The 25,068-nt window shown below is 35.5% G+C and carries 19 protein-coding genes; 10 read left to right on the top strand and 9 right to left on the bottom strand.

The features are described 5' to 3' along the window. Positions 1–85: 85 nt before the first annotated feature. From R9X47_RS15070 to R9X47_RS15095, 6 genes are all read right to left on the bottom strand, one after another. Complete coding sequence (locus R9X47_RS15070; RefSeq protein WP_432661878.1) at positions 86–1,792, bottom strand: methyl-accepting chemotaxis protein; 1,707 nt, start codon at positions 1,790–1,792, stop codon at positions 86–88. A 260-nt stretch (positions 1,793–2,052) separates the two neighbouring features. Beyond that, positions 2,053–3,489: a pyruvate kinase gene (gene pyk, locus R9X47_RS15075; protein WP_432661879.1), complete on the bottom strand. Its 1,437-nt coding sequence runs from the start codon at positions 3,487–3,489 to the stop codon at positions 2,053–2,055. A 147-nt stretch (positions 3,490–3,636) separates the two neighbouring features. After that, a complete protein-coding gene (locus R9X47_RS15080; protein ID WP_432661880.1) occupies positions 3,637–4,128 on the bottom strand; it encodes a TRAP transporter small permease in 492 nt (163 codons plus the stop codon). Positions 4,129–4,168: 40 nt separating this feature from the next. Continuing rightward, complete coding sequence (locus R9X47_RS15085; RefSeq protein ID WP_432661881.1) at positions 4,169–5,248, bottom strand: DctP family TRAP transporter solute-binding subunit; 1,080 nt, start codon at positions 5,246–5,248, stop codon at positions 4,169–4,171. A 53-nt stretch (positions 5,249–5,301) separates the two neighbouring features. Beyond that, a complete protein-coding gene (locus tag R9X47_RS15090) occupies positions 5,302–6,537 on the bottom strand; it encodes a TRAP transporter large permease (protein ID WP_432667641.1) in 1,236 nt (411 codons plus the stop codon). 178 nt (positions 6,538–6,715) lie between these two features. Further along, complete coding sequence (locus R9X47_RS15095; protein WP_432661882.1) at positions 6,716–7,837, bottom strand: tyramine oxidase subunit B; 1,122 nt, start codon at positions 7,835–7,837, stop codon at positions 6,716–6,718. A 494-nt stretch (positions 7,838–8,331) separates the two neighbouring features. Here R9X47_RS15095 and R9X47_RS15100 point away from each other — a divergent pair, with 494 nt between their 5' ends. The 3 genes from R9X47_RS15100 to R9X47_RS15110 all read left to right on the top strand — a co-directional run bounded on the left by R9X47_RS15100 (position 8,332) and on the right by R9X47_RS15110 (position 12,263). Next, a complete protein-coding gene (locus R9X47_RS15100) occupies positions 8,332–9,735 on the top strand; it encodes a glycerate kinase type-2 family protein (RefSeq protein ID WP_432661883.1) in 1,404 nt (467 codons plus the stop codon). Between the two features lie 72 nt (positions 9,736–9,807). Then, positions 9,808–11,082, top strand: coding sequence for a phosphopyruvate hydratase (gene eno / locus R9X47_RS15105; RefSeq protein WP_432661884.1), 1,275 nt, complete (start codon positions 9,808–9,810; stop codon positions 11,080–11,082). Positions 11,083–11,417: 335 nt separating this feature from the next. Further along, the gene (locus tag R9X47_RS15110; protein WP_432661885.1) at positions 11,418–12,263 is read left to right on the top strand and encodes a MurR/RpiR family transcriptional regulator; all 846 of its coding nucleotides are present in this window, start codon (positions 11,418–11,420) and stop codon (positions 12,261–12,263) included. Between the two features lie 74 nt (positions 12,264–12,337). On the opposite strand, the gene R9X47_RS15115 is transcribed toward R9X47_RS15110, so the two are convergent. From R9X47_RS15115 to R9X47_RS15125, 3 genes are all read right to left on the bottom strand, one after another. Further along, complete coding sequence (locus R9X47_RS15115; protein WP_432661886.1) at positions 12,338–12,886, bottom strand: NADH peroxidase; 549 nt, start codon at positions 12,884–12,886, stop codon at positions 12,338–12,340. A gap of 91 nt (positions 12,887–12,977) precedes the next feature. Then, positions 12,978–13,382, bottom strand: a complete 405-nt coding sequence (locus R9X47_RS15120) for a Fur family transcriptional regulator (RefSeq protein WP_432661887.1) — start codon at positions 13,380–13,382, stop codon at positions 12,978–12,980. Positions 13,383–13,788: 406 nt separating this feature from the next. Then, positions 13,789–15,858, bottom strand: coding sequence for a sigma 54-interacting transcriptional regulator (locus R9X47_RS15125; protein WP_432661888.1), 2,070 nt, complete (start codon positions 15,856–15,858; stop codon positions 13,789–13,791). 271 nt (positions 15,859–16,129) lie between these two features. On the opposite strand from R9X47_RS15125, the gene R9X47_RS15130 reads away from it, so the two are divergent. The 7 genes from R9X47_RS15130 (at position 16,130) to R9X47_RS15160 (ending at position 25,019) form a co-directional block, all read left to right on the top strand. Next, on the top strand, positions 16,130–18,043 hold the full coding sequence (locus R9X47_RS15130; RefSeq protein WP_432661889.1) for an alpha/beta hydrolase family protein: 1,914 nt from the start codon (positions 16,130–16,132) through the stop codon (positions 18,041–18,043). Next, the gene (locus R9X47_RS15135) at positions 18,030–19,091 is read left to right on the top strand and encodes a M20 family metallopeptidase (RefSeq protein WP_432661890.1); all 1,062 of its coding nucleotides are present in this window, start codon (positions 18,030–18,032) and stop codon (positions 19,089–19,091) included. Before R9X47_RS15130 ends, R9X47_RS15135 begins: the two co-directional genes overlap by 14 nt. A gap of 271 nt (positions 19,092–19,362) precedes the next feature. Then, positions 19,363–20,934: an ABC transporter substrate-binding protein gene (locus tag R9X47_RS15140; RefSeq protein WP_432661891.1), complete on the top strand. Its 1,572-nt coding sequence runs from the start codon at positions 19,363–19,365 to the stop codon at positions 20,932–20,934. 223 nt (positions 20,935–21,157) lie between these two features. Continuing rightward, complete coding sequence (locus R9X47_RS15145; protein WP_432661892.1) at positions 21,158–22,084, top strand: ABC transporter permease; 927 nt, start codon at positions 21,158–21,160, stop codon at positions 22,082–22,084. Between the two features lie 14 nt (positions 22,085–22,098). Then, positions 22,099–23,010, top strand: coding sequence for an ABC transporter permease (locus tag R9X47_RS15150; RefSeq protein ID WP_432661893.1), 912 nt, complete (start codon positions 22,099–22,101; stop codon positions 23,008–23,010). Positions 23,011–23,023: 13 nt separating this feature from the next. Beyond that, entirely contained in the window at positions 23,024–24,022 is a 999-nt protein-coding gene (locus R9X47_RS15155) for an ABC transporter ATP-binding protein (RefSeq protein ID WP_432661894.1), read from the top strand. Between the two features lie 43 nt (positions 24,023–24,065). Further along, positions 24,066–25,019: an ABC transporter ATP-binding protein gene (locus R9X47_RS15160; RefSeq protein ID WP_432661895.1), complete on the top strand. Its 954-nt coding sequence runs from the start codon at positions 24,066–24,068 to the stop codon at positions 25,017–25,019. The last annotated feature ends 49 nt before the right edge of the window (positions 25,020–25,068 follow it).

The following is a 25,068-nucleotide window of genomic DNA, read 5'->3' on the forward strand; positions in this document are numbered from 1 at the left end:
CTACTATTATAAATCTTAGAATTTGTCTACATGACTTACTCTGCCACAAATATAGTTAAGTGTACGAAAGTGCTCGGCAAATTCTCTACCATTTAAATTGGCCAATTACCTCACTTAATTTCTCTGATAAACTTAGTAGAGAATCTGCGTTTTGAGCAATAATTTCCATAGAGCTATTCTGCTGTTGTACAGATGCAACTGTTTCTTCAATTCCTGCTGAATTTTCCTCTGATACGGCTGCTATTTGCTCACTTAAGATATTAACAGACTCACTATTTTCAGTTATATAGTGTATGTTTTGAGATATATCTTTTATTTTATCTACCATTTCAACAACTTCATCATTAATTTCTTTAAAAGCCTGTCCTGTAATTTTAATTTGATCTGTTCCCTCTTCTACCTGATAATATCCTTTTTCTAATGATTCAGTCATTAACCTAGATTCATTCTGAATTCCTACTACAATATCCGTTATTTCATTAATTGAATTTTCAACTTGCTCAGCTAATTTTCTTATTTCTTCTGCAACCACTGCAAACCCTTTCCCTGCTTCACCCGCTCTTGCCGCTTCAATTGCAGCATTTAATGCCAACAGATTTGTTTGCTTAGCAATAACGTTAATTACTTGAACTAATTCAGATATATTCTCAGAATTTTTTTCTAGTTCTTTTACTCTCAATACAAATTCTTTAAAAATACTATTGATTCCATTCATTTTTTCGATAGAAATTCCCATCTGTTCATTTCCTTTACAGGCCATATCTAAAATGTCATTTGATGAGTTTTCTAAAGCTATGCCGTTTTTATTTACTTGTTTAATTAATTCTATTAACCCAGTTATTGAACTCGCTATCTTATATGAAGAGCTTGTTTGCTCTTCTACGCCACTAGACATTTCTTGCATAGTTGCTACTATTTGATCGCTACCATCCTTTACTTCTTTAGCTATTTGATCTAGATTTTTCCCTTGACTACTTACTTCTAAAGATGACATATTAATTTCTTGAATTATCTTTCGCAGCTTATTTTGCATTTGGCTCGTTGCTATAAACAGTTCTCCAATTTCGTCCTTACCATTATAATCTATTTTTTCTATCTTCAAATCCCCTTTAGAAATTTTATTAACTGTATTTACAATTTGGCTTAAATTACGATTGATACTTCTGCTAACTAAAATAATAACTATACAACCTGTTACTATAGCTATTACAATTGATATTGTTAGAGTGCTAGCCGTTTTATCAACAGCTTCGTATGCATCGTCTATCCCCTTCTGACGATCATCATTTACAATGTTCCTCAATTTATCAAAAAGTTCAAAGGAAGAATTGCTTATACTCGATACTGTTATTCCTGTAAGCATCGCCTTTTCCTTATCATTTTTGTTTAGTTGAGGAATAATATTCTTTTTAAAAATCTCATTTATTTTCTTATTGTTTTGAGTAACTACATTAAACAACAATTTTAAATCCTTTGTGTTCATTTCAGGCTCTATTTTTCTTTGTAGCTCTATGAACTCTTTTTCATATGATTCATACTCTTCAAGGGCACGTTTGGATGGAAAAAAGATATAGTCCGATATTACTGCATCTTTTGATTTCAATAAATAAGCCATTTGTGTAATTGTAATAGATCGCTCTCCCTTATGCTCAATAGCTCCAATAGAATCCTTAATATTAGCTAAAAGACTAGTCACATAAACTGTAGCACTAATAAACAATACAATAGTAATTAATAATACTACTCCATATTTAAAACCTATTTTTAAGTCTTTCCATTTTATTAGTTTCAATTTATATCCCCCCTGCTTTAATCCAAATTATCCATAGAAAATTCAAAACACTGCTATATATGACAGGGACAGATCCCTCATACACAATTTTTTGCATTGTGTCTGAGGGCCTGTCCCCATACTATGCTTTTGAAGTTTACTCTAGCAATTGACTTTTTAGGCAATCTGAGATAAGTCCTACCTCTATATTTCTTTTTTTGACAGATTACTTTCTATACACAAAGTCTTTTCTCTTCATGACCTTTTTATCCAACATTGATCTATTGGCTGATATTCTCGCCAACAAGATGTACCTTCATCAGATTGGTAGATCCACAAACACCTATAGGTACACCGGCAGTAAAGATAACTAGTTCTCCATCCTTAACATAGCCAGCCTTCTGTGCTGCCGAAATGGCCATATCAAAAATTTCATCGGTGCTATTACCAACTTCCACAACAAGGGCATAGACCCCCCACGCAAGACACAGTTTTCGCATAACTTCTTCTGAATCCGTTGCAGCTATGATTGGAGTTGTAGGTCGGAACTGCGATATATTACGGGCTGTGAATCCTGTGGCCGTAGCAGTAATTATTGCAGAGGCATCTAATTTCAATGCCGCACTGCATGTTGAGTATCCAACAACATTAGTCACATCAGACTTTTTAATACCTGCCCATTTGACGAGCACCATATTGTAATTTAGATGTGCCTCAGTAGTTTTAGCAATCTTTGCCATAGTTCGGACAGCTTCCACGGGATATTTCCCAGCAGCAGTCTCTCCTGAGAGCATAATAGCATCCGTTCCATCAAGAATTGCATTCGCTATATCCGTCGTCTCGGCTCTGGTGGGTCTAGGATTTCTAATCATTGAATCTAACATCTGAGTAGCAGTAATAACCGCCTTTCCGGCTGTATTACATTTGGCTATCATCTTCTTCTGTACGTGTGGAACCATCTCGGTTGGAATTTCAACACCTAAATCCCCACGTGCCACCATGATACCGTCAGAATACTGGATGATTTCATCCATGTTGTCGACACCTTCTTGATTCTCGATTTTTGAAATAATATGGATATTCTGACCATTATTTTCTTCAAGAATCCTGCGGATTGCCAACACATCATCGGCCTTTCGAATGAAGGATGCAGCAATAAAGTCCAATCCATTCTGAATAGCAAATAAAATATCTTGGGTATCTTTCTTAGTTATGGCCGGAAGGTTTATTTTGATGCCAGGAACATTAACACCCTTGTTATTTTTTACTATCCCAGGATTATTAACCTTGCATGTGATATCAGTAGATGTAGGTATCTCTATAACCTCCAGCTCTATCTGTCCATCGTCAATAAGAATACGATCTCCAATCTCGACATCACCTGGAAGTCCTTTGTAGGATATACTACATCGGTTCTCATCACCTAGAACATCCTCAATGGTCAGAGTGAATATCTGTCCTTCCTTAAGTTCAACGGATTCTGGGGCAAACTTTCCAGTTCGAATTTCAGGACCCTTGGTATCTAGCATGATAGCCACAGGGATTCCTAGTTCCTGCCGAACCTCCTTTATGGCGTCGATTCTTGCCTGATGGTCTTCATGACAACCATGGCTAAAATTGAGTCGAGCAACATTCATTCCGTTAAGAACCAGTTCTCTTAGTACTTCCTTCTTATCACTAGAAGGTCCAATGGTACATACAATCTTTGTTTTTTTCATTTTCTTATAACTCCCTATAAATTGCGACTTAACAAATTTTTCATTTTCCTAGATAATATCTGCCACCTACACTAAAACAGTCGCAAAACAGCTATAAACTAACCGTTATGTGACTGTTTCGTGTTTTGGTGCAGATTTAAGTTCTTACTAAAGAGGTTGTGAATTATAGTGTACGATATCATAAACGGTATTGCGAATCTCGTAGAATGTAATTATTGTAAATGAAGTCGGTACTGCTGCATATGCCAATGCATAAGGTATAGGCAGTGCAGGAATAGATCTACTTCCAGCGTTTATTACCATTCTAATACCGACATAAATTACTGCCAACGATGCCACTACAAGAAGCATCTGTGCTATTAATGTCACTACTTTTCTTACTTTCTCAGGCATCTTTTCCTTAAAAATTACAATACCTATATGTTCTCTATTTAGAGATATCATCGACGTGCTTAGAAGGCAGAACCATACCAACATAACCTTCAATAAAGCCTCAGACCATGATAGAGAGCTATTCATTACATATCGTGCAAATACGTGGGCCCACGCTATGCCAAGCATAGCACAGCCAATTACAACCAGAATACCTAGCAAAATAGATTTCATTTTATCGATGATTTTATCCATTGTTGCTAACATAGTAGCCCTCCTTTCAGTAGGGATTAAGCTATAATGTAAGTTATTGAATTCCTTTAACAATATCCTTCTTTACATTTTCGATTCCATTTAAGAAATTGCTGATAGTTTCTTCACCAACTTCTTTTTTCACAGCATCTGCAACAACATCTTGAGAAGCAGCTCTCATTTCATCTTTAGCTTCCTTTGATACTTCTACAACTGTCATACCCTTTTCTTCTAACTTTGCTTTAAGAATATCTTCTCTTTCATAGTTACAGAAACGGCTATAGTTTTGTCCTAGAATTGCACCCTTTTGAATAATCGTTTGATATTGCGGAGGTAGCTCATTCCACCACTTCAAGTTGGTTACAAGTGGCATAGCATCATAAATATGTCCTGTTAAAGAAACATAAGATTGTACCTCATACATATTAACATCCCAAATATTTGCAATAGGATTTTCCTGACCATTTACAATATTTTGTGACATAGCCATATATAACTCTGAGAAAGGAACCGGTGTAGGATTAGAATCTAATGCTTGGAAATTTTTAATATGCATTGGTGAATTCATTGTTCTAATTTTGAGTCCCTCTAAATCCTTGAGAGCTTTTACTTCCTTGTTATCGGTAGTAATATGTCTGAAGCCATTTTCCATATAGGCAAGGCCCTTTAGTCCAACCTCATCAAGGCTATCAAGTAAGTCTATACCAACGCTGCTGTCCATTACCATCCAAGCTTCTTCATAAGTGTCAAATAAGAAAGGAATATCTAGTGCAAAGAATTTTTTCTGGAAAGTAGCAACTGGAGCGATAGAAGCAGTAGCCATTTCCAATGTTCCAGCTTGAACCTGCTCAAGGGATACATCTTCATCTCCTAGCTGTCCATTAGAAAAAACGCTTATGGTTAGCTTCCCATTACTCTCTTTTTCTACGTATTCTTTCATAGCATAAAGGCCTAATGTTTGTGGATGACTCTCAGAGTTAGCTGCTGAGATTCGAATCTCATAAGAGCCTAAATCTCCAGATTCGGTGTCTACCTTAGTATCCGACTTAGCACCGCAGCCTACAAAGAGACCCGCTACAACCATACCCATTAATAGTACTGCCAAACCACGTTTAAATAAGTTTCCCTTTTTCATTTGCTGACCCCCTAGTTTATTATTATCTAAAACATTAAAATATGAATAAAGATTTAATAACCCATAAGTCTTGGTAATGTTGTGGTAACTGCCGGAACAAATGTAGTTATTAACAACATTGCGACCGTCACAATAAGATATGGAATGGCTTCTCTTACAGTCTCCTCAACACTGACTCCAGCTATTGGGCTGGTTACAAACAGCGTAATTCCAAAAGGAGGCGTTGCAAGACCAATAACAAGATTGATACAAATAATAGCTCCCATCTGTAATGGATCTACTCCTAACGCCCATCCAATTGGCGCAATGATTGGAGCTAGAATTACAACAGATGCATAATCATCCATAAAGCAACCTGTAATAATCAGTAAAACGTTAACTAACAACAAGAATAACCAGCTAGGCATACTTGATAATGGCCCTATAAGACTATTTAATATTTGCTCGTTTGCAATGGCCCATGCCATCGCACTACCTGCGCCGGCAAGAATCAATACAAGCCCTGTAGTTCCAGTAGTCTCCATAAAAAGTTCTGGAATATCCTTTATCTTAACAGATTTTTTCACAAAGAAAGCCAACGCACCACTGTAAAGTACTGCTACTGATGATGCTTCAGTAATACTGAATACACCACTAAAGATTCCACCCAGAATAATTACAGGCAGGAATAGAGCAGGCACCGCTCTTTTAGTAGCTTTAACCTTTTCTGACAATGTAGTTTTGCCATAAGATGGATAATTCCTCTTTGCAGCCACTCTGTTAGCAATGATAATCTGTGCTGTCGCTGTAAGAAGGGCTGGAACAACTGCTGCCAAGAATAATCCCGCAATAGATGTGTTACCAACAGAAATACAATAAATAATCATTAACACACTTGGTGGCATAACCGGACCAAGCAATGATGCAGAAGACATTGTAGCCGCCGCAAAGGCTGGAGAATATCCTGCTTTTTTCATCATAGGGATTAAGAATACTCCCAGTGAAGCAGCCGAAGCAACCGCCAGACCTACGATTGATCCCATCAATAGAGCCGCACCGATAGTTACCATGGCAATCGCACCTTTGAATCTACCGAAATACGCATTAACAAAATCAATAAGGTCTTCTAGCAAACCTCCTCTTAACATCAATTGTCCCGTTAGAACGAAAAAAGGAACTGCAAGAAAAGAGAAACTGTTCATTCCCTCATACATTTTTTGACCAACTACAATCAGGTCATATCCACTCGCTAACATATAGGAACAGGTGCTAATAATCAAGTTGAACGCAATGGGTACTCCCATGACCATAAGGAGAAAAAAACAAATTACTAAAACTAAAAGTCCCACATTATAACACCTCACTTAAAGCTTTTTATCTTTACTGTAAAAAACATCAGATAACATCATATAGTCTTAGACTCCCTAAAGTTTTACCCAATTTAATATGTAATCGCTTCAGCTATTTATTAATATACACTCAAACCTATTACTTCATATATGGCTCATCCCAAAGAAGTAGATTTTGACCGATTCCCTTCTTTTGAGCATTTTGATACATTTCGTATCCCCATCCTAAATCAAATACTGCCATACCACAGGCAATAAATGTAATCCTCTCTTCATCATTAGTTCTTCCCGGCTTGTCTTTTAAAATGATTTCTCCTAAGCTAGTAGAATCTTCTAAGGCCGGAAGCTTACCATCGTCTATCAGATTATACAACGGTCCACCAATAACTCCACTGTAGTATTTCTTTTTATCACCAGAAGCAATCGCTTCTTCAACATATGCTTCATGAAGTTTTGTGTTATCGTAAACAATTTTACTTCCAAGCCAGAATGATTCTTCTGAGTTTGCTGGACCACTAACAAGTACTGTAGCACCTTTCTTAATCCAACTGTCTTCAAAGTGTAACGGTTTTAATCTTGATGCCGCAATCGTGATAACATCTGCATCCTTAAATCCATCTTCAACAGAATCTACTGCAACACCTTCTACACCAAATTCCTCATGGGCCCAGTCTGCAAAGGCTTGCGCTTTATCTAAAAAAATATCATAGCAAATAACTTTCTTTAGGTTAGGCATCTGTGACACTATTGCACCATAACAAGCTTTGTTAATGGGGCCACATCCAATCACTGCACAAACTTCTGAATCCTTACGAGCTAAATATCTTGCAGCGACTCCAGGAACAGCACCTGTTCTTGCAGCACTTAATAGATTTGCAGACATTAATGATAATGGTTCTCCAGTATCTTTATCATTTAACATCACTGTCAACACAGAGCGAGGCAAACCTTTGCTAGTATTAGCTGCATTAGACCCATACCATTTATTCCCACAGCAATCGAATCTTCCCCCGAGATAAGCAGGCATTGCAACAAATCTTCTATCAGGACCGGCTACAGGCATGTTTGGAAACTTTGTTTCCTTAGGAAATACGACTCCCATACCGTGACTGTTATGGTTACTTCCTCCCATCAAATAATCACCTTGTGCAAGAAGCTTAAAGACTTCTTCACAAACATCAACACATCGAGCCGCATCTAGCACTCCTGCTTCTATCATATCCTTTTCAGATAAATACAAAAACTCAGTTCTAGCTCCCATTTTTTATCTCCTTTCATTTCACAAATTTTAAAATGTATTATTTAGTACATCGAGTATAACATAATACATTATTGTTGTCAAAGTCATATTCCACTTTTCTATATATTTCGACTTTCAATTATTATATGTATTTCCAAAGGCCAGTATAGAATAAGTCTTATGTATACATACATGATAAATAAAAATGCTTTTGTAAATAATTAAGAAGTAGATTCTTTACTTCTAATTTAATAAAGCATTAAAATTATTATAGATATACAAGTTCAATAAGTTTCAATGAGATAATGTAGAAGTATTAATTATTTTTATGAAAATTTATTTTAAGTTTTAAAGTTACATATCTATATTGAGTGTAAAAATATTTTATTTGGATATTGACATCTAAAATACATTGCAGTATACTTCAAAGTACAAATGTATTTTATTGTACACAATGTATTATTTAGTACAAATTCATCAATTTACTATTTAGAACAAATTCGGAGGTTACGTGTATGAAAAAAATCAAGAACTTTAAAGAGCTTGTTTCCCACGGAGACAAGGAATCCAGAAGAATCGTATTGGATATTACAGATAAAACTCTTCAGAAATTAGATGCTTATGAAAGAATTAAAAGCATCGCCCACATGGATGGAAGCATATTGCATATTGGTACAAAATCCTGGGATTTATCGAAGAAAAGAAACGTATATCTCTTCGGTGCAGGTAAAGCCTGTAATGCTATGGCCATGGCTATTGACGAAATACTTGGTGACTATTTAACTAAGGGAATCGCTATAGTCAAGATATCTGAAGATACAGATGTTTTTCATAATACAGACGTATATGTAGGCGGCCACCCTCTTCCTAATGAAACTGGATATTTAGCATCAAAGAAGATCCTTGATATCGTTAAGCAATCTGGTCCAGAAGATCTGTTTATTGTTGTAATTAGCGGTGGTAGTTCTGCTCTTATGAGCTGTCCAATTGATGGAATCTCTTTACAAGATGAGATTGATACTACTGACGTAATGCTAAAATCTGGAGCCGGAATTTACGAAGTCAATGCAATTCGTCGTCATATTTCCCAGCTTAATGGAGGTATGTTAGCAAAAAGAATACAAGAAGTTGGAGCTGAGCTTATTGGTTTTGGAATTAGCGATGCAGTTGGTAACCCTCCAACATCAGATATTGGCATTCCATATGAAAACTATACGAGTACACCGATTGGTCCTGATAAAACTACATTAGAAGATGCTAGAAATGTTATCCATAACTACAATGTAGCTCACAGACTTCCTAAGAGTGTAGTTGATTACTTAATGAATGTTGGACCTGAAGGAGAGACTCCTAAGGCTTTCCCTGATAACACATATTTCCTTTTAAATACTTTGCCAGATTCCTGCATTTATGCAAAGGAAATTGCAGAAGAAATGGGAATTCCCGCTATGATCGTATCATCATTCCTTGAAGGTGAAAGTAAAGATGCCGGTACGTTTTTTGCTTCCATCGCTAGGGAGATCCAAGCATACGGGAACCCAATCAAGCCACCATGTGTACTATTAAGTTCAGGCGAAACCACTACGAAAATTTTAGACAACAGCGTTATTACCGGTCATGGTGGACCAGGACAAGAATTGACTGCAAGCTTTGCCATTGCCGCTGCTAAAACTGAAGGAGCATGCATGCTTTCAATCGATTCAGAGGGTACAGATGGTACGACTCCTGTTGCTGGTGGAATTACAGACTCTACAAGCTATGCTACTGCGATAGAGAAAAATGTTGATATTTTTGCAGCATTGCGTGGGCATGCTTGCTATGAAGCTCTTTCTGAAATGGGCGATGCAGTATTTACAGGAAATACGGGAACTAATCTTTGTGACCTTAATATTTTATATATCCCTGAAGTAAAAAAATAATATACAATCGCTAAATACACTACGGTATATCGAATTATATCCTTGAGTGACGAGAAAGGAATGGTCTTATTTATGTCAAATAAAATTGAATCAATCCGTGCTAGACAGATTGTTGATTGTAAATGTCGGCCGATGGTTGAGGTAGATGTCATCACAGAAAGCGGTATCCTAGGAAGAGGAAGTTCTCCTACAGGATCTTCTGTTGGTATGTACGAAGCATTTGTCCTTAGAGATGGAAATCCCGACGAGTATCATGGGTTAAGTGTACACAAGGCTGTTGACAATGTTAACAATATCATTGCACCAGCCCTTATCGGTATGGATGTCATGGATCAACGTTCCATCGACGAAAAAATGCTCTCTTTAGATGGTACACAGGATAAACGAAATCTAGGAGGAAACGCTATATATTCTACTTCTATTGCTTGTTTCCGTGCTGCCGCCAACACAATGGAGCAACCTCTATATCGCTTCATTGCAGGTGAAACACTTAAAACTGTTCCAATTCCAAGTTTCAACGTTATTAACGGCGGGCGCTACAAAGACTTCACACAGTCTTTCAATGAGTTCATTTTACTTCCTTACAAGGCTAAAGACATTTATGAAGCCGTTGAAATGGGTATAAATACCTTTAAGGAACTACACAATGTATTAAAGAAGTATTTAGGAACTGAGCCTAATGTTGCTAGCTCCTATGGCTATGCTGCCCCTTCTGAAGATCCGGAAGTTGTATTATCATTAATGCAAGAAGCGGTTAACAACTGTGGCTACAATGGAAAGATTGCTTTCGCTTTAGACTGTGCATCTAGCGAGATGTATGATGTCGAAACAAAAACCTACTTATTAAAGGGCAAAAGAGTTACGTCCGATGAGCTTATCGCTTACACAAAGACCTTAACAGAAAAGTTCAATTTTGTATTCATAGAAGATTTACTAGATGAAAATGATTGGGAAGGCTATACGAAAGCAGTAAAAGAACTGGACAGAACTATCATTCTTGGTGATGATCTGATTGTTACTAATCTCGAACGTATAAAAAAAGCATATGATATGAAGGCCATAGACGGCTTCATTCTAAAGCCTAACCAAATTGGTACAATTACAGAAGCCCTTGATACCGTTAAGTTTGCAAAAGAGCATGACTTAATCGCAGTTACATCTGGTCGTTCTGGCGGTGTAATTGATGACGTAGTAATGGATTTTGCAGCCGGTTTACAAGTTAGTTTTATCAAAAATGGTGCACCACGTTCAGGCGAGCGAATTGAAAAGTTGAATTTCCTAATGAGAGCCTGTGACTTAAATCCAGGATGTAAATTATCTGATATTTCTAAACTTGTTAAATTTTAATGACACTTCCTTGAATATATTCATGTCATCCTCTCATAATCTATAGATTCTACTGAGCCACATGGATACTGAAACTAAGTATCCATGTGGCTCAGTTATTTCTTTAAATAGGTCCTTGACTACTAAACTTTTTAGGATACTTGTAAGAGAACACTTCTATTATCTATGTCCTGCATAGCATCTTTGATTTGGAAAATATTAAAGACCTACTCTTGACACAAAAAAAATAAAATACTATTATACTATATATAAAGTGGTATTGAACAAGTTAATGACGAAAATCCAAGTCATATAAATAGCTTTACAATATGACAAGTACCGCGGAGGAGGTTAAGATGTCTGATTTTCTTAATAAACTCATACAAAACTTCGATACATTCACAAATTCACAAAAAACAATAGCAAATTATTTAATGGAAAATTTAGATACTGTTGCATTTAACACATTGGAAGATATCTCATCAAAGGTAGGTGTTAGTACGACAACGGTTATCCGTTTTACCAGAGCCTTAGGTTACAATGGCTATTCTGAGCTTCAAAAGGACATACAAGGTGGTATTAAAAACAAAGTTTCACTTCCTAACAGATTGAATGAAGAAGTAAACATCCCAAAGGATCAGCTACTGTATGACTCTTTTGAAAATGATATGAAAAATATACAGAAGACATTATCCTCCTTATCAGAAGATGCTTTACTTAACACTATCCAGACGATTTCTTCAGCTCGTAATGTATATATCTTAGGTATGAGAGGTTCTTTTTCTCTTGCCCACTACATGTTCTCTCGCTTGGGACAAATTCGACGAAACATTCGATTGATCCAATCTGTTGGAATCACTTATCCTGAAGAATTAATTGGTGCAGCAGAAGGTGACGTATGCATTGCATATTTTTTCCCAAGATATTCTAAAGCATCTGCGACTATACTATCTTGGTTAAAAAGAAAAGGTGTTAAAATCATCCTTTTTACCAGTTTAAATCATCATGCGGTAAGAGAATTCGGTGATGTTTTTCTTCCCTGTGCCATTTCTGGTATCTCATTTAAAAATTCCTATGCAGCACCTATATGCTTAACCAATTATATTGCGGCTGCCATGGTTGGAAATGATTATGAACGCTCGAAAGAAGTGCTAGAAGACATGGAGGATTTACTAAGCCAAGGTTACTATTTGGGCCTATAGAAAAAATAAAACAGCGTCGCAGACTGCGATGCTGTTTTATCTTTTCTTATCTAAATGTAATAATATTTATTTTATTATCCGAAATATCTCTTTAATAATCCAGCAAATGCAGATCCGTGACGAGCTTCGTCTTTACACATTTCATGTACAGTGTCATGAATTGCATCATATCCTAATTGCTTCGCTTTCTTTGCAAGATCTAATTTACCTTGACAGGCACCATGCTCAGCATCTACTCTCATCTTTAAGTTTGTTTTCGTATCAGCAGTTACAACTTCTCCAAGTAACTCTGCGAATTTAGCAGCATGATCAGCCTCTTCAAAGGCAATTCTTCTATATGCTTCTGCAACTTCTGGATAACCTTCTCTGTCTGCCTGTCTGCTCATAGCTAAGTACATTCCTACTTCAGTACATTCACCCATAAAGTTAGCCTTTAATCCTTCTACTACTTCTGGGTCTAAACCTTCTGCAACACCTATTTTGTGCTCATCAGCCCATGATAATTCACCAGTCATTTCTTGCTCATTAAACTTATCAGGACCTACTCCACATGTTGGACATTTTTCTGGTGCACTTTCTCCCTCATGAACATAACCACATACTGAACATACAAATTTCTTCATTTTTTATTCCTCCATTACCAATATATTTTTTATTTAAAAAGCATATTTTAGATACATATAGCCATTATAAATATTTTAATTAAGGCCATTCTTATATGCATTTTTTACAAACACCCTTTAGATATAAGTGATACTCATCAACTTCGAAATCATCAAGCTCATTCAATGCAGGCATATCCATTTTGAAGTCATATACTTCATTACATTTTCTGCATTTAAAATGTCCGTGGAATGAAGTATCTGCATCATACCTTGTTTCATTATCTTCTATGTTTATTAATAGTACTATATTTTTTTCAATAAATAATTTTAAGGTATTATATACAGTAGTCTTTGATAAAGTTGGTATTTCTGTAACCAACTCTTGATAAATCATATCCACAGTTGGATGATTTCTGTTTTTTACTAGGTACTCGAAAATTTTAATTCTCTGATAAGAGGGCTTAATATCATTACTCTTTAGATACTCATCTATTTTATCAATTTGCAATTTCATTAAAACACCAGCCCTTTCAGATTTGTCTATTTTTTCATATGTATCACTTTTGTAAGTTGTAATCATTTCTCATTTGTAATGATTACAATATTATAATAGTATATATCTGCTCCTTTGTCAATATTTTTTATTAATATTTTTTGAAAATATTAATAGCGAGTAAGTAAACTCTAAAATCCAAGTTTCAAATTGGTTTATTATGCCATTTATACATATACCCATTGATGCTCTGTTATACTCAGTTTATTTTAAATAATAAGTTCACACATTTTAAGGAGATGGTTTTTTAACCATCTCCTCTTTTATATAGAAACTATTGAATTTATAATCACATTATTCCGGCTTATAAACAGGATAATAAAAAGGCAGCTTATCTCGTTTTTCATCCTGTTTATTGTCCTTTTTGCTAATAAAGATTCAAAAATTCCCTACCTTTTTCAGTTATATAACTACCTGCTCTGCCTTTTTTTATGTTAATTAAACCCGTTTCACTTAAGGTATTCAAAATCTTCCTCAGCTTGCTTTCTTGGAGATCTATGCATGCTCTTTCTAGAATCTTAAGGATATGCTTTCTCCCCGATGTTTTATTAATCTCATTAAGTAGCTTTATTGCTTTAAGAACTGAAATACTCATTTCAATATCCACAGTCTCCTCTATATGAAAGCGCTCTTTACTTAAAAAAGTATCGTCATTAATTATGGACTTACATGATTCCATTTGCAATGAAAGTGCTGGAACTATATAGTTTGGCAAGGAATCCTTTGTGAGTATTCCTCCCTCATCTAAAGTGTTTATATAATGGGCAACGTTTCTCAATTCCCTAATATTGCCGGGCCAATCATATGCCTTTAATATCTGGGTACAATCATTTGTAAATTTATATTTATAGTCGGTAAATTTACTTAGCAGAAGCATAATGTCGACCTTCCGTTCCCTAAGAGGCGGTAATTTTATAGGAAACACATTTAGACGATAGAATAGATCCTTTCTAAAGCTACCGTTCTCTACCATCTCAATGGGATTTTTATGGGTTGCTGCTATGATTCTTACATCTATATCTATAACATGATCAGCACCGATTGGGGTAATTTGCTTTTCTTGCAACACCCTTAAAAGCTTTGATTGTAGGTGCTTTGGCATATCTCCTATTTCATCCAAAAAAATAGTTCCATTATTAGCTTGTTCAAAAAGCCCTCTTTTCCCGTGCCTTAAGGCCCCAGTAAATGACCCCTTCACATAGCCGAAGAGTTCACTTTCTAGTAAATTCTCAGGGATTGCAGCAGCATTAACAGCAATAAAAGGCTGTTTTTTTCTTTTAGATGAATTATGTAGTGCCTGAGCCAACACCTCTTTTCCCGTTCCACTTTCTCCCGTAATTAGCACCGTTAAATCTGATTGTGCAATTTTTTTACTCTTTTCAATGACCTCACTGATTTTTTTAGATTGGCTGTGAATATCATCAAAGGTATACCTTGCAATTTGGCCTTTTTGCCTTAGTTTACGGGTCAAATTCTGTTCTAATTTCTTGATATGTGTAACCTCTTGAAAGCTAAAAAACATCTTAATCTCTTTATTGTAATGAATAATATCCTTCTTCTCTAGATTTATATATTTATCTTTATAATGGATCAGATCTTCAATCTCTTGAAATTGATAATACTGTTTTAAATTAAGATCTTCAAATACTTCGTGCAAGTATTTCCCCTCATAGGATTTAGACAGATTAAAAATTTCTTTAAATCGGCTGTTGTATATTAGGATTCTGCCATCTGTTCCCGTTAGTAAAATACCGTCATTAGATAAGTCCAAGAGGTAATCTAATTCTTCAGCCCTTACCAATAGTTTGTAGTAATTATCTTCTATACTTCCGCCTATACTAACGGTTTTCTGATAGTAATTATAGAAATTTTTCTTAGTTTCTTTATCATTAACCTCTAAGGTACTAATAATAAAAAACATTGTTGATATATCAATTACCCTAGATCCAAGATCTATTTTATTTTCTATATGATCAGGAATATATTCATGCTCCGATGGCGAAACTGCAACGTTTATACGGGAATAATCCTTACCCTCTTCAAAGGGAATTAAATTAATATGTGTAACCCCCATGTGGTAAAGAGCAGATACTGATTCCAGGACTGTTTCTATATTATCATTAACCACAAGAACGTCTGTATCCTTTGGAATAGCGTATAGAGGCTCAACGCCGCTTTTTAAAAATGTACGCCTTACAACAATAATGTTGGCAGGATTTATCACATAATCCTTTATGATATTTGCCCTACTTCCAGCCATAACTAACACTAAATCATCTTCTATTACATCGTGGTCTGTTAACTGATCGATATAGTAATTGCGAACTATGACCTTTGTGTCAAATACATCTTTAATATTTTGAGCTAAGGTTTTACCCACAGGGTTAATACGGTTATTTTTCAATTTTGAGTCAGATACAATTCCTATGGATTTCATTCAAATCCTCCTTACTTGTATAGGGTTTACATAGTAAAACTTAATTTAGACATGTATAAATTAAAGTCTTTACTTAAATCCCTATATAGGGGCTATATAGTATTGATTAAGGTTTCAATTGAGAATTCATCTCAAATTACCTGTCAGCCATCCTATTGTTTTAATTTTACATCAATTTATTTTTTTTCAAAATATAAAACATTTCAAATAGTATCAATTGATTTATTTTTTGGCATACTTCTTGCACTTTATAATTATCCGAGGTGATGCCATGAAGAAAAGAATCGAGATTAAAGCTTTTCTTAGTAATCTTGTTCTGACAAATTTAAAAGTAAACAGCGAAGAAACCTACGGATTATTTTTTTCTAACAAACCAAATATAGAAAACGATGATTATGAAAAAAAACTCTACAAAGTTGATTTAAATACCTTCAAAATTAAATCAATAGATTTTGACTGGATTCCCGATGATTTTTTCATTTGTCACGAAATGGTTCTTTTTAAAAAAGTAAATACTGGGAAAACGTGTCTCTATGAATATGACTTAGAAAATAATAGTGCTAAATTGATAACTACTATACCATTTGAAGTCAAGGATTTATACATCATAGATGAATCATTATATTTTACTTCTGAGTTATCTAATTTTCCACGAGATTTATATATAGACGGAAAAGATAACGCTAAAACACCTAAATATAGAAATAAGGTTTCTAGTAGGGCTACTTATCTTTTTAAAGTAGATTTAGAAAATGGTCAACTTGTTTTACTTAGTGATCTAAATTTAGATATAGGTCAGGTTCACTTCGATCTAGATAATAAGCGAATTATATATTCAGCCTTTGAGGTTCAGAAAATACAGCCTCTAACCTGCGATGTTTATACCTATGAGATTAATAGCCAAAGTACAATTAAATGGACCAACGGCCATTATCGAATTAGTTATGTTGGAAGTATCTCAAAGGACCATATGATATTCATGGGTGTAGATTTGAGGACAAATAGTCGCAATGATAATCAAGACCATTACGTTATTAACAGAGCTTCTAAAACCTTTCATTTATTAACTAAATATAAGGATTTGAGCAATGATGGATTAGGGGTCATGACAGACAGTCGTTATTCTACCTCATCACCGGTATATGTTAGAGATGGTGTATTCTACGATGTAACTGTGGATCGCTTCAAAGAATCCTTAAGGGGAATCGATGTAAAGGGCAATCAACTTTTATTTGATTATAATCTAAAAACCATCGATAGCTTTGTCCCTATTGAAAAGGGCATCTTGTTTATAGGTCTAAATGGACTAAATCTTCATGAGCTTTATTTCTATAATGATGCAAGATTAAGTAAAATTTCCTCATTTAATGATTGGCTCATGGACCACGAGACCTCTAAACCTATATATATAGACGGATCTATTGATGGGTGGGTCATACCACCTCTAGATTATGAAGCTGGAAAGAAATATCCAGGGATTCTAATGATACATGGTGGTCCTAAATCCATTTATACAGATGCTTTTGCTCATGATATGCAGCTTTTAGCATCAAATGGATACTATGTCTTCTATTGTAATCCACGGGGAAGCGATGGACGAGGCAATGATTTTTCAAATATCCGAGGGACATTTGGGGATTATGCCTTTAAGGACTTAATGGACTTTGTAGATCGAGTTTTAGAAAAATATCCGGCAATTGATTCGGAAAGACTTGGTGTTACCGGTGGGTCATATGGTGGCTATATGACAAACTATATCATAACAGAAACAAATAGGTTTAAGGCAGCTGTATCTGAACGAGGTATCAGTCATATGATGACCGCTTTCTTATCTTCTGATATAGGTTTTGAATATGCATTTGAATATATGGGAAATCATGATACCCCATGGACAAATCAGAATCTATATCTCGAGGCGTCTCCCTTAACCAATGCCCATAAGGTTAAGACACCAACCCTATTCTGTCACGGATTAAATGATGTGAGATGTCATTATACTGAATCTTGGAATATGTACAATGCTTTATTATACCATGGTATCCAAGCTAAAATCATGCTCTATGAGAAGGAAGCCCATGGATTTGTAGTTACAGGTAAGCCAAGCAACAGATTAAGCAGATATACCGAATTATTAGAATGGTTTGATAGATTTTTAAAAGAGGAGCAAAGTGATGGACTCAATTAACCTATTAAAAGAACTATTAAAAATCGATTCTTCAACAATCGAAAAAGCCAATGAATCAATAGAATATTGTGCTAGTTATTTAAGTGATCATGGCATTGAAGGTGAAATACTTGAGTACGAGGGATATAAAAGTTATGTTGCTGTGATCGGCCAAGGCCCTAAAACCTTGATTTTCAATGGTCATCTAGATGTTGTCTCTGGTAAACCTAATCAATTTGAACCTTATATCGAAGGAGATAAACTCTACGGTAGAGGCAGCGCAGATATGAAAAGCGGGGTTGTTGCAATTATCCAGTCTCTGATTGGATTAAAGGATGAACCTCTAGGCTGTAAGGTTATGTTACAGCTGGTAACAGATGAAGAAATCGGAGGATTCCATTGTACTAGGTACCTAGTTGACCAAGGATATACGGGAGATTTTGTCATATGTACAGAACCTACAAATTTGACAGTATCTATACAAGCAAAGGGAATTATGCGATTAGATATTTTAACCAATGGTTTTTCTGCCCATGGCAGTAGGCCTTGGGAAGGAGAAAACGCAATTTTAAAGGCTATTAGAAACTTCGAAAAAATTGAGAATCTACCTATACTAAGTATCGGGTCTCAGTTCTATGAAAAAACCTCTGTAAACCTAGCTTTAATTAAAGGCGGAGATATCTATAACAGGGTTCCAGATCATAGCGTTATGGGACTTGATATAAGATATGTACCTCATATAGACCCAAATCAAATTGTAGAAGAAATCAAGAATGTTGTAGATGGGGAAGTTGTTGTAAAGACAATTGAGCCAAGTATTAATGTATCTATGGATAGTGATTATGTGCAAAAGCTAATTCAAGTGGCTAAGGACGTTGCAGATTTAGAAGAGGTAGAAATCTCTGCACAGCATGGTTCATCCGATGCTAGGTTCTTCTCCGGTAAAGGGATACCAGCAGTCGAGTTTGGACCTATCGGCGGGGCATGGCATGGAGACCAAGAGTATGTCTCTATGTCCTCCATGGTAGATCTAGAAAATATATTAATATCATTTGCTAAGCAGTTCTAATTGCTACAAAAGTTTCTATAGATAAGGAATTTTCAAATATTTTTAAGGGTTGTTATTTGTATAGACATGTGTTTGTAGAGCTTAATATACTAGGGTAAATTGTGAGAATTCTTACTTCCCACAGGATAGATTTAAGTTTGATATCCAATAGGGCAATTTGAGCTTATACATATCATCAAGAAGGAAGATCTCAAAATCTACTTTTGTTTTTTAATCCTCTCAATCACATATCTATAATAGATATAAATAAAAAATAAAAGGGGAGATACGTATGTTAAAAAGAGCATTAGCACTATTAATGATAGGAGTGTTACTTGTTGGTGCTATGACAGGATGTTCAAGCAAACCAGCAACGGAAGAAGCAAAAGCATCTTCTGATTCATCTGCATCACAAGAATCATCAGAAAAAAAATCCGAGGAAACAGCTGTTGCTAAAAAAGATTTAACAATCGCCTTAAGTGCAGATATTGCATCTTTAGACCCTCAAGGTCATAATGATACAAAATCAGAAAGAGTATCATTCTTATTATTTAATCGTCTTTTTAGATTGAACACTGATTTTAAGGTTGTTCCTGACTTAGCAGAAGAATGGAGTCAACCATCAGATACTGAATGGGTTATCAAAATCAAAGAGGGCGTAAAGTTCCACGATGGTACTGAAATGAAGGCTGAAGATGTTAAATTCAGTTTAGAAAGATCTTTAGAGCAGCCTAAGGTACAGCACGTTTTAAGTGAAGTAGAATCAATTGAAGTTGTTGATAATTACACTGTAAAAATCACAACAAAGGTGGCTTTTGCACCATTCTTATACACACTAGTTCATGCCGGTGCATCAATTTTACCTAAAGCTTATGTAGAATCTGAAGATAATTTCCAAAACCCAATAGGTTCAGGTCCTTATACATTTGTTGAGTGGGCTTCTGGTGACAAAGTTATATTAAAGAAAAATGAAAATTATTTTGATGAAAACAACATGGGACAAATGGAAACTATCACATTTAGAGTTATTCCAGAGGGTACTAGTAGAACCATTGCCCTTGAAACTGGTGAAGTTGATATCGTAGATGAACTTGAAACTATAGATATTAACAAGATAGAATCAAATGCAGATTTAAAGCTTTATTCAAAGGCTTCAACAAGAATAGATTACTTTGCTGTTAACAATCAAAAAGCTCCATTTGACAATAAACTTGTTAGACAGGCTCTAAATTATGCAATTGACAAGCAAGCAGTTATGTTAGTAGCTATTAATGGTGCTGGTGTAGAAACTAAATCTGTTTTAGCTCCTTCAATGTTAGGTTATATGCCATCTGATTATTCTTATAATCCTGAAAAAGCAAAAGAATTATTAGCTGAGGCAGGTTATCCAGATGGATTTAAAACAAGTATTTGGGCATCAGGAGATCAGAGAAAAAGAATGGCAGAAATAATTCAAGCAAACTTAGCAGAAATTGGTGTAACAGCAACAATCGAAATGTACGAATGGGGTACTTACATAGATGTATTAATGAAGGGTGAAGAAGAAACATTTGTATTAGGATGGACTTCTAATCCTGATCCTGACTCAACTTTAACACCATTATTCCATTCAAGCAACATAGGTGCTATGAATATGACAAGAATCAATGATTCAAAAGTTGATGAGTTAATAGTTTCTGGTAGAGAAGAGTTAGACTTAGGTAAGCGTACTGAAATATACAATGAGCTTCATAAACACATAATGGAGCAAGCGCCATTTGTACCATTATTCACTAAGAACAATGTAGTTGGTGCAAATGCAGGCTTAAAAGGCGTAGAATTAAGTCCTCAAGGTCTATGGAATATTGAAAAGATACATTACTAAAATCCAGTTATCAATGGGATGTCTCAGAATGACGAATTTCTGCGTTATTTAAAATTCCATCGACTTGACACGTACATTAGTACTAGCCAAATCGCTGAAATTTCAAAACCTTGAACTTCATTCATTCTGAAACACCCCAGGGCTACCTCATAAGATTGTCTTATGAGGTAGCCCCAATAATAATGAAACATTAGTACTACTTTAAGAAATATAGGGGGGCATTATGTCAAAGTACATTCTAAAACGACTGTTATTCATGATACCCGTTATGATTGGTGTTACATTCTTAGTTTTCTTTATTATCAGTTTAACGCCTGGGGATGCAGCATCGATGATTTTAGGTAACGGAGCAACTCAAGAAGCAATTCTAGAACTAAGGGAAAAAATGGGCCTCAATGACCCAGTTATAGTTCAATATGCAAATTATGTAAAAAAACTACTCAGCGGAGATATGGGAACATCCTACGCTACTGGAAAGTCAGTGTCCACCGAAATCGGTGCCAGATTTCCTAACACATTTAAATTAACAATTTCAGCAATAATTTTATCTGTAATTATATCTATTCCTATTGGAGTAATTTCTGCTACCAGGCAATATTCAATTTTTGATAATGTCGGTATGGTTTTAGCCCTAATTGGTATTTCTATGCCTTCATTCTGGACGGGTCTTATCTTGATTATCTTTTTCTCATTAAATCTTGGCCTGTTCCCATCGGGAGGAATGGAAGGTTTAAAGAGTTTGATTTTACCGGCATTTACATTGGCAATTGCTTCGACAGCAAGTATAACAAGAACGACTCGATCTTCAATGCTTGAAGTTATCAGACAAGATTACATCCAGACAGCTAGAGCAAAGGGAGTTAAGCGTCAAGTTGTAACGAGAAAGCATGCTTTGAAAAACGCTTTGATTCCTGCTGTTACAGTTATCGGGCTTGAATTTGGTGTATTACTTGGTGGTGCTGTACTAACTGAGACAGTCTTTTCATGGCCTGGAATTGGACGATTAATGGTGCAATCTATTCAAAGTAAAGATACTCCGATGATTCTTGGATGTGTTATCGTATTTGCTTTATCCTTTAGTATTGTTAATCTAATCATTGATATTCTATATGCCTATATCGACCCAAGAATTAAGGCCAATTACAGTTAGAAAGGTTGTGAAGTATGAGTACAAAAACAGAAATTCCAAAGGCCGATATAAGAGAGAAAATAAAAAAGCGTAGTCAGTCGGCAGACGTTTGGAGAAGATTAAGGAAAAGTAGCACTGCTGTAATAGGACTTATTTTAATCTTAATATTCCTATTAATGGCAATATCAACTTATATTATTGATTTTACTAGCGATAATCATTACAAAAAACAAACCGTAAAAATGGATGTGGTTAATCGCCTACAAGGACCAAGCAAAGAGCATTGGTTTGGCACAGACGAGTTTGGTCGTGACATTTTCTTAAGAATTGTTTATGGCTCAAGAATTTCTCTTTTTGTTGGAGTAATATCAGTGGGTATCGCCTTGACTATAGGCGGAACTCTAGGAGCTATCGCAGGGTATTATGGCGGAAAAATAGATAACATGATTATGAGGGTGTTGGATATTTTATTGGCTATTCCAACCATATTACTTGCCATAACCATTGTTGCTTCACTAGGCGCTAGCATTATGAACTTGATGATAGCAGTTGGGGTTTCAAATATTCCCGGCTTTGCCCGTGTTGTTAGAGCGTCTGTTCTAAAGGTTAAAGATCAAGAATTTATCGAGGCAGCTAAGGCCATCGGAGCCAAGGATCATATAATCATCCTAACCCACGTGCTGCCGAATTCAATGGCTCCAATAATCGTATACTCTACTTTAAAGGTTGCAACTGCCATTATGGCTACAGCATCACTGAGCTTTATCGGTCTTGGGGTACAGCCACCAACACCTGAGTGGGGAAGTATGTTAGCAGGTGGTCGTGCATATATCCGTGATAATATGTATATCGTATTGTTTCCAGGGCTTGCAATTGTATTAGCAGTACTATCATTAAACCTTATTGGCGATGGTTTAAGAGATGCCCTAGATCCAAAACTGAAATAAGAGAGGTGTCGTTTTGAGTACTAAAACTTTAGAAATCGAAAACTTACGTGTTCAATATGTTACAGATGATGGAACAGTTGAAGCCGTTAATGGAATAGATCTATCAATTGAAAAGGGTAAAACTTTAGGTTTAGTTGGGGAAACAGGTGCAGGTAAAACTACAACAGCTTTATCTATTTTAAGACTGATACCTAATCCCCCAGGAAAAATTGTATCAGGTTCAGTTAAACTAAATGGTTCAAATATTATGGACTTGGCTGAAAAGGAAATGGAAGAAATCCGTGGAGAAGCCGTGTCAATGATTTTTCAAGATCCTATGACGGCACTCAATCCTGTAATTAAAGTTGGCGATCAGATCGCTGAAGCTATTAACATTCATCAAAATGTTTCTCAGGAAGAGGCTAAGAAAAAAGCAAAAGAGATGCTCGAGCTTGTAGGGATTCCAGGCTCTAGATCAGAAGAGTATCCTCATCAATTTTCCGGTGGAATGAAGCAAAGAGTAATTATTGCTATTGCTCTATCCTGTAGTCCAAATCTTCTAATTGCCGATGAACCTACCACCGCATTGGACGTAACTATTCAGGCTCAGGTTTTAGAGCTTATGAAGCAATTAAAAGAAAAGTTTCAAATGTCTATGCTTATGATTACCCATGACCTAGGAGTAGTAGCAGAGGTTTGTGATGATGTAGCTATTATGTACGCTGGAAAAATTGTGGAACAAGGATCATTAAGAGATATTTTCAAAAATACAAAGCATCCCTATACAGAAGGGCTCTTTAATTCAATACCAAATATTGATAACCGAAAGGCAGAGCTTATTCCTATTAAAGGCTTGATGTCAGATCCTTATAATTTACCAGAGGGATGTTCATTCTGTAATCGTTGTAATTATGCACTGAAAATCTGTGAGACTCAAAAGCCTGAAAAAATCAAAATATCGGATTCTCATTTTGTTGAATGTCATCTTTATGCTGAGAATCCAGATTTCAGACTAAGTAGCAGTAATCAATAGATAAAATCGTACAATTGCATAACAAGCAAGAAAGGAGATCACAGTGGCAGAAAAATTATTAGAAGTAAGGAATTTAAAGAAATATTTTAATACCCCTAAAGGTAAGCTTCATGCTGTGGATAATGTAAATTTTTCCATTGAAGAAGGTAAAACTCTTGGCCTTGTTGGAGAATCAGGATGTGGCAAATCTACGACTGGTCGAGTTATTCTTAGACTGCTGGAGGCAACCGATGGCGAGATCCTTTATAAGGGGCAAAATATTAGGGACTTAAACGCAAATGAAATGCGTAATTTGAGAAAAGAAATGCAGATTATATTTCAAGATCCATTTTCTTCACTAGATCCAAGAATGACAGTAAGTGAAATTATTGAAGAACCCATTAGACTTAATAAGTTGATTAAGGATAAAAATAAGCGATTTGAAAGAGTATTGGAATTGATGGAGCTTGTTGGCTTATCAGAAAGATTAATCAACACCTACCCCCATGAATTGGATGGTGGTAGAAGACAAAGGATTGGAATTGCAAGAGCTTTGGCATTAAACACTAAGTTCATCGTTTGCGATGAGCCTGTATCTGCCTTAGACGTTTCTATCCAAGCTCAGATTTTAAATCTAATGAATGAGCTTCAGAAAAAGCTAGGCTTAACTTATATATTCATCACCCATGATTTGTCTGTAGTTAATCATTTTTCCGACGATATAGCCGTTATGTACCTCGGAAAAATCATTGAAAAAGCACCAGCAGAAGAACTTTTTGATAATCCAATACATCCATATACAAAGGCGTTACTTTCTGCGATTCCTATACCAACAATCGATAAGAAGGTGGAAAAAATTATTCTTAAGGGAGAAATTACATCTCCTATTAATCCTGAAGCTAATTGTCGATTTGCTAATCGCTGTAATTTTACAGAAGACATCTGTAGAAAGGATGAACCATGTCTTGAAGAGGTTTCTCCTAATCACTTTGTAGCATGTCACTTGTTTAAGGAATAGTTAGTTTGGGATTTTAATTCTAAGAATTCACTATATATATCTTAATTTC

It is taken from the genome of Wukongibacter baidiensis (assembly GCF_050888315.1).
GTDB lineage: Bacteria > Bacillota > Clostridia > Peptostreptococcales > Caminicellaceae > Wukongibacter > Wukongibacter baidiensis.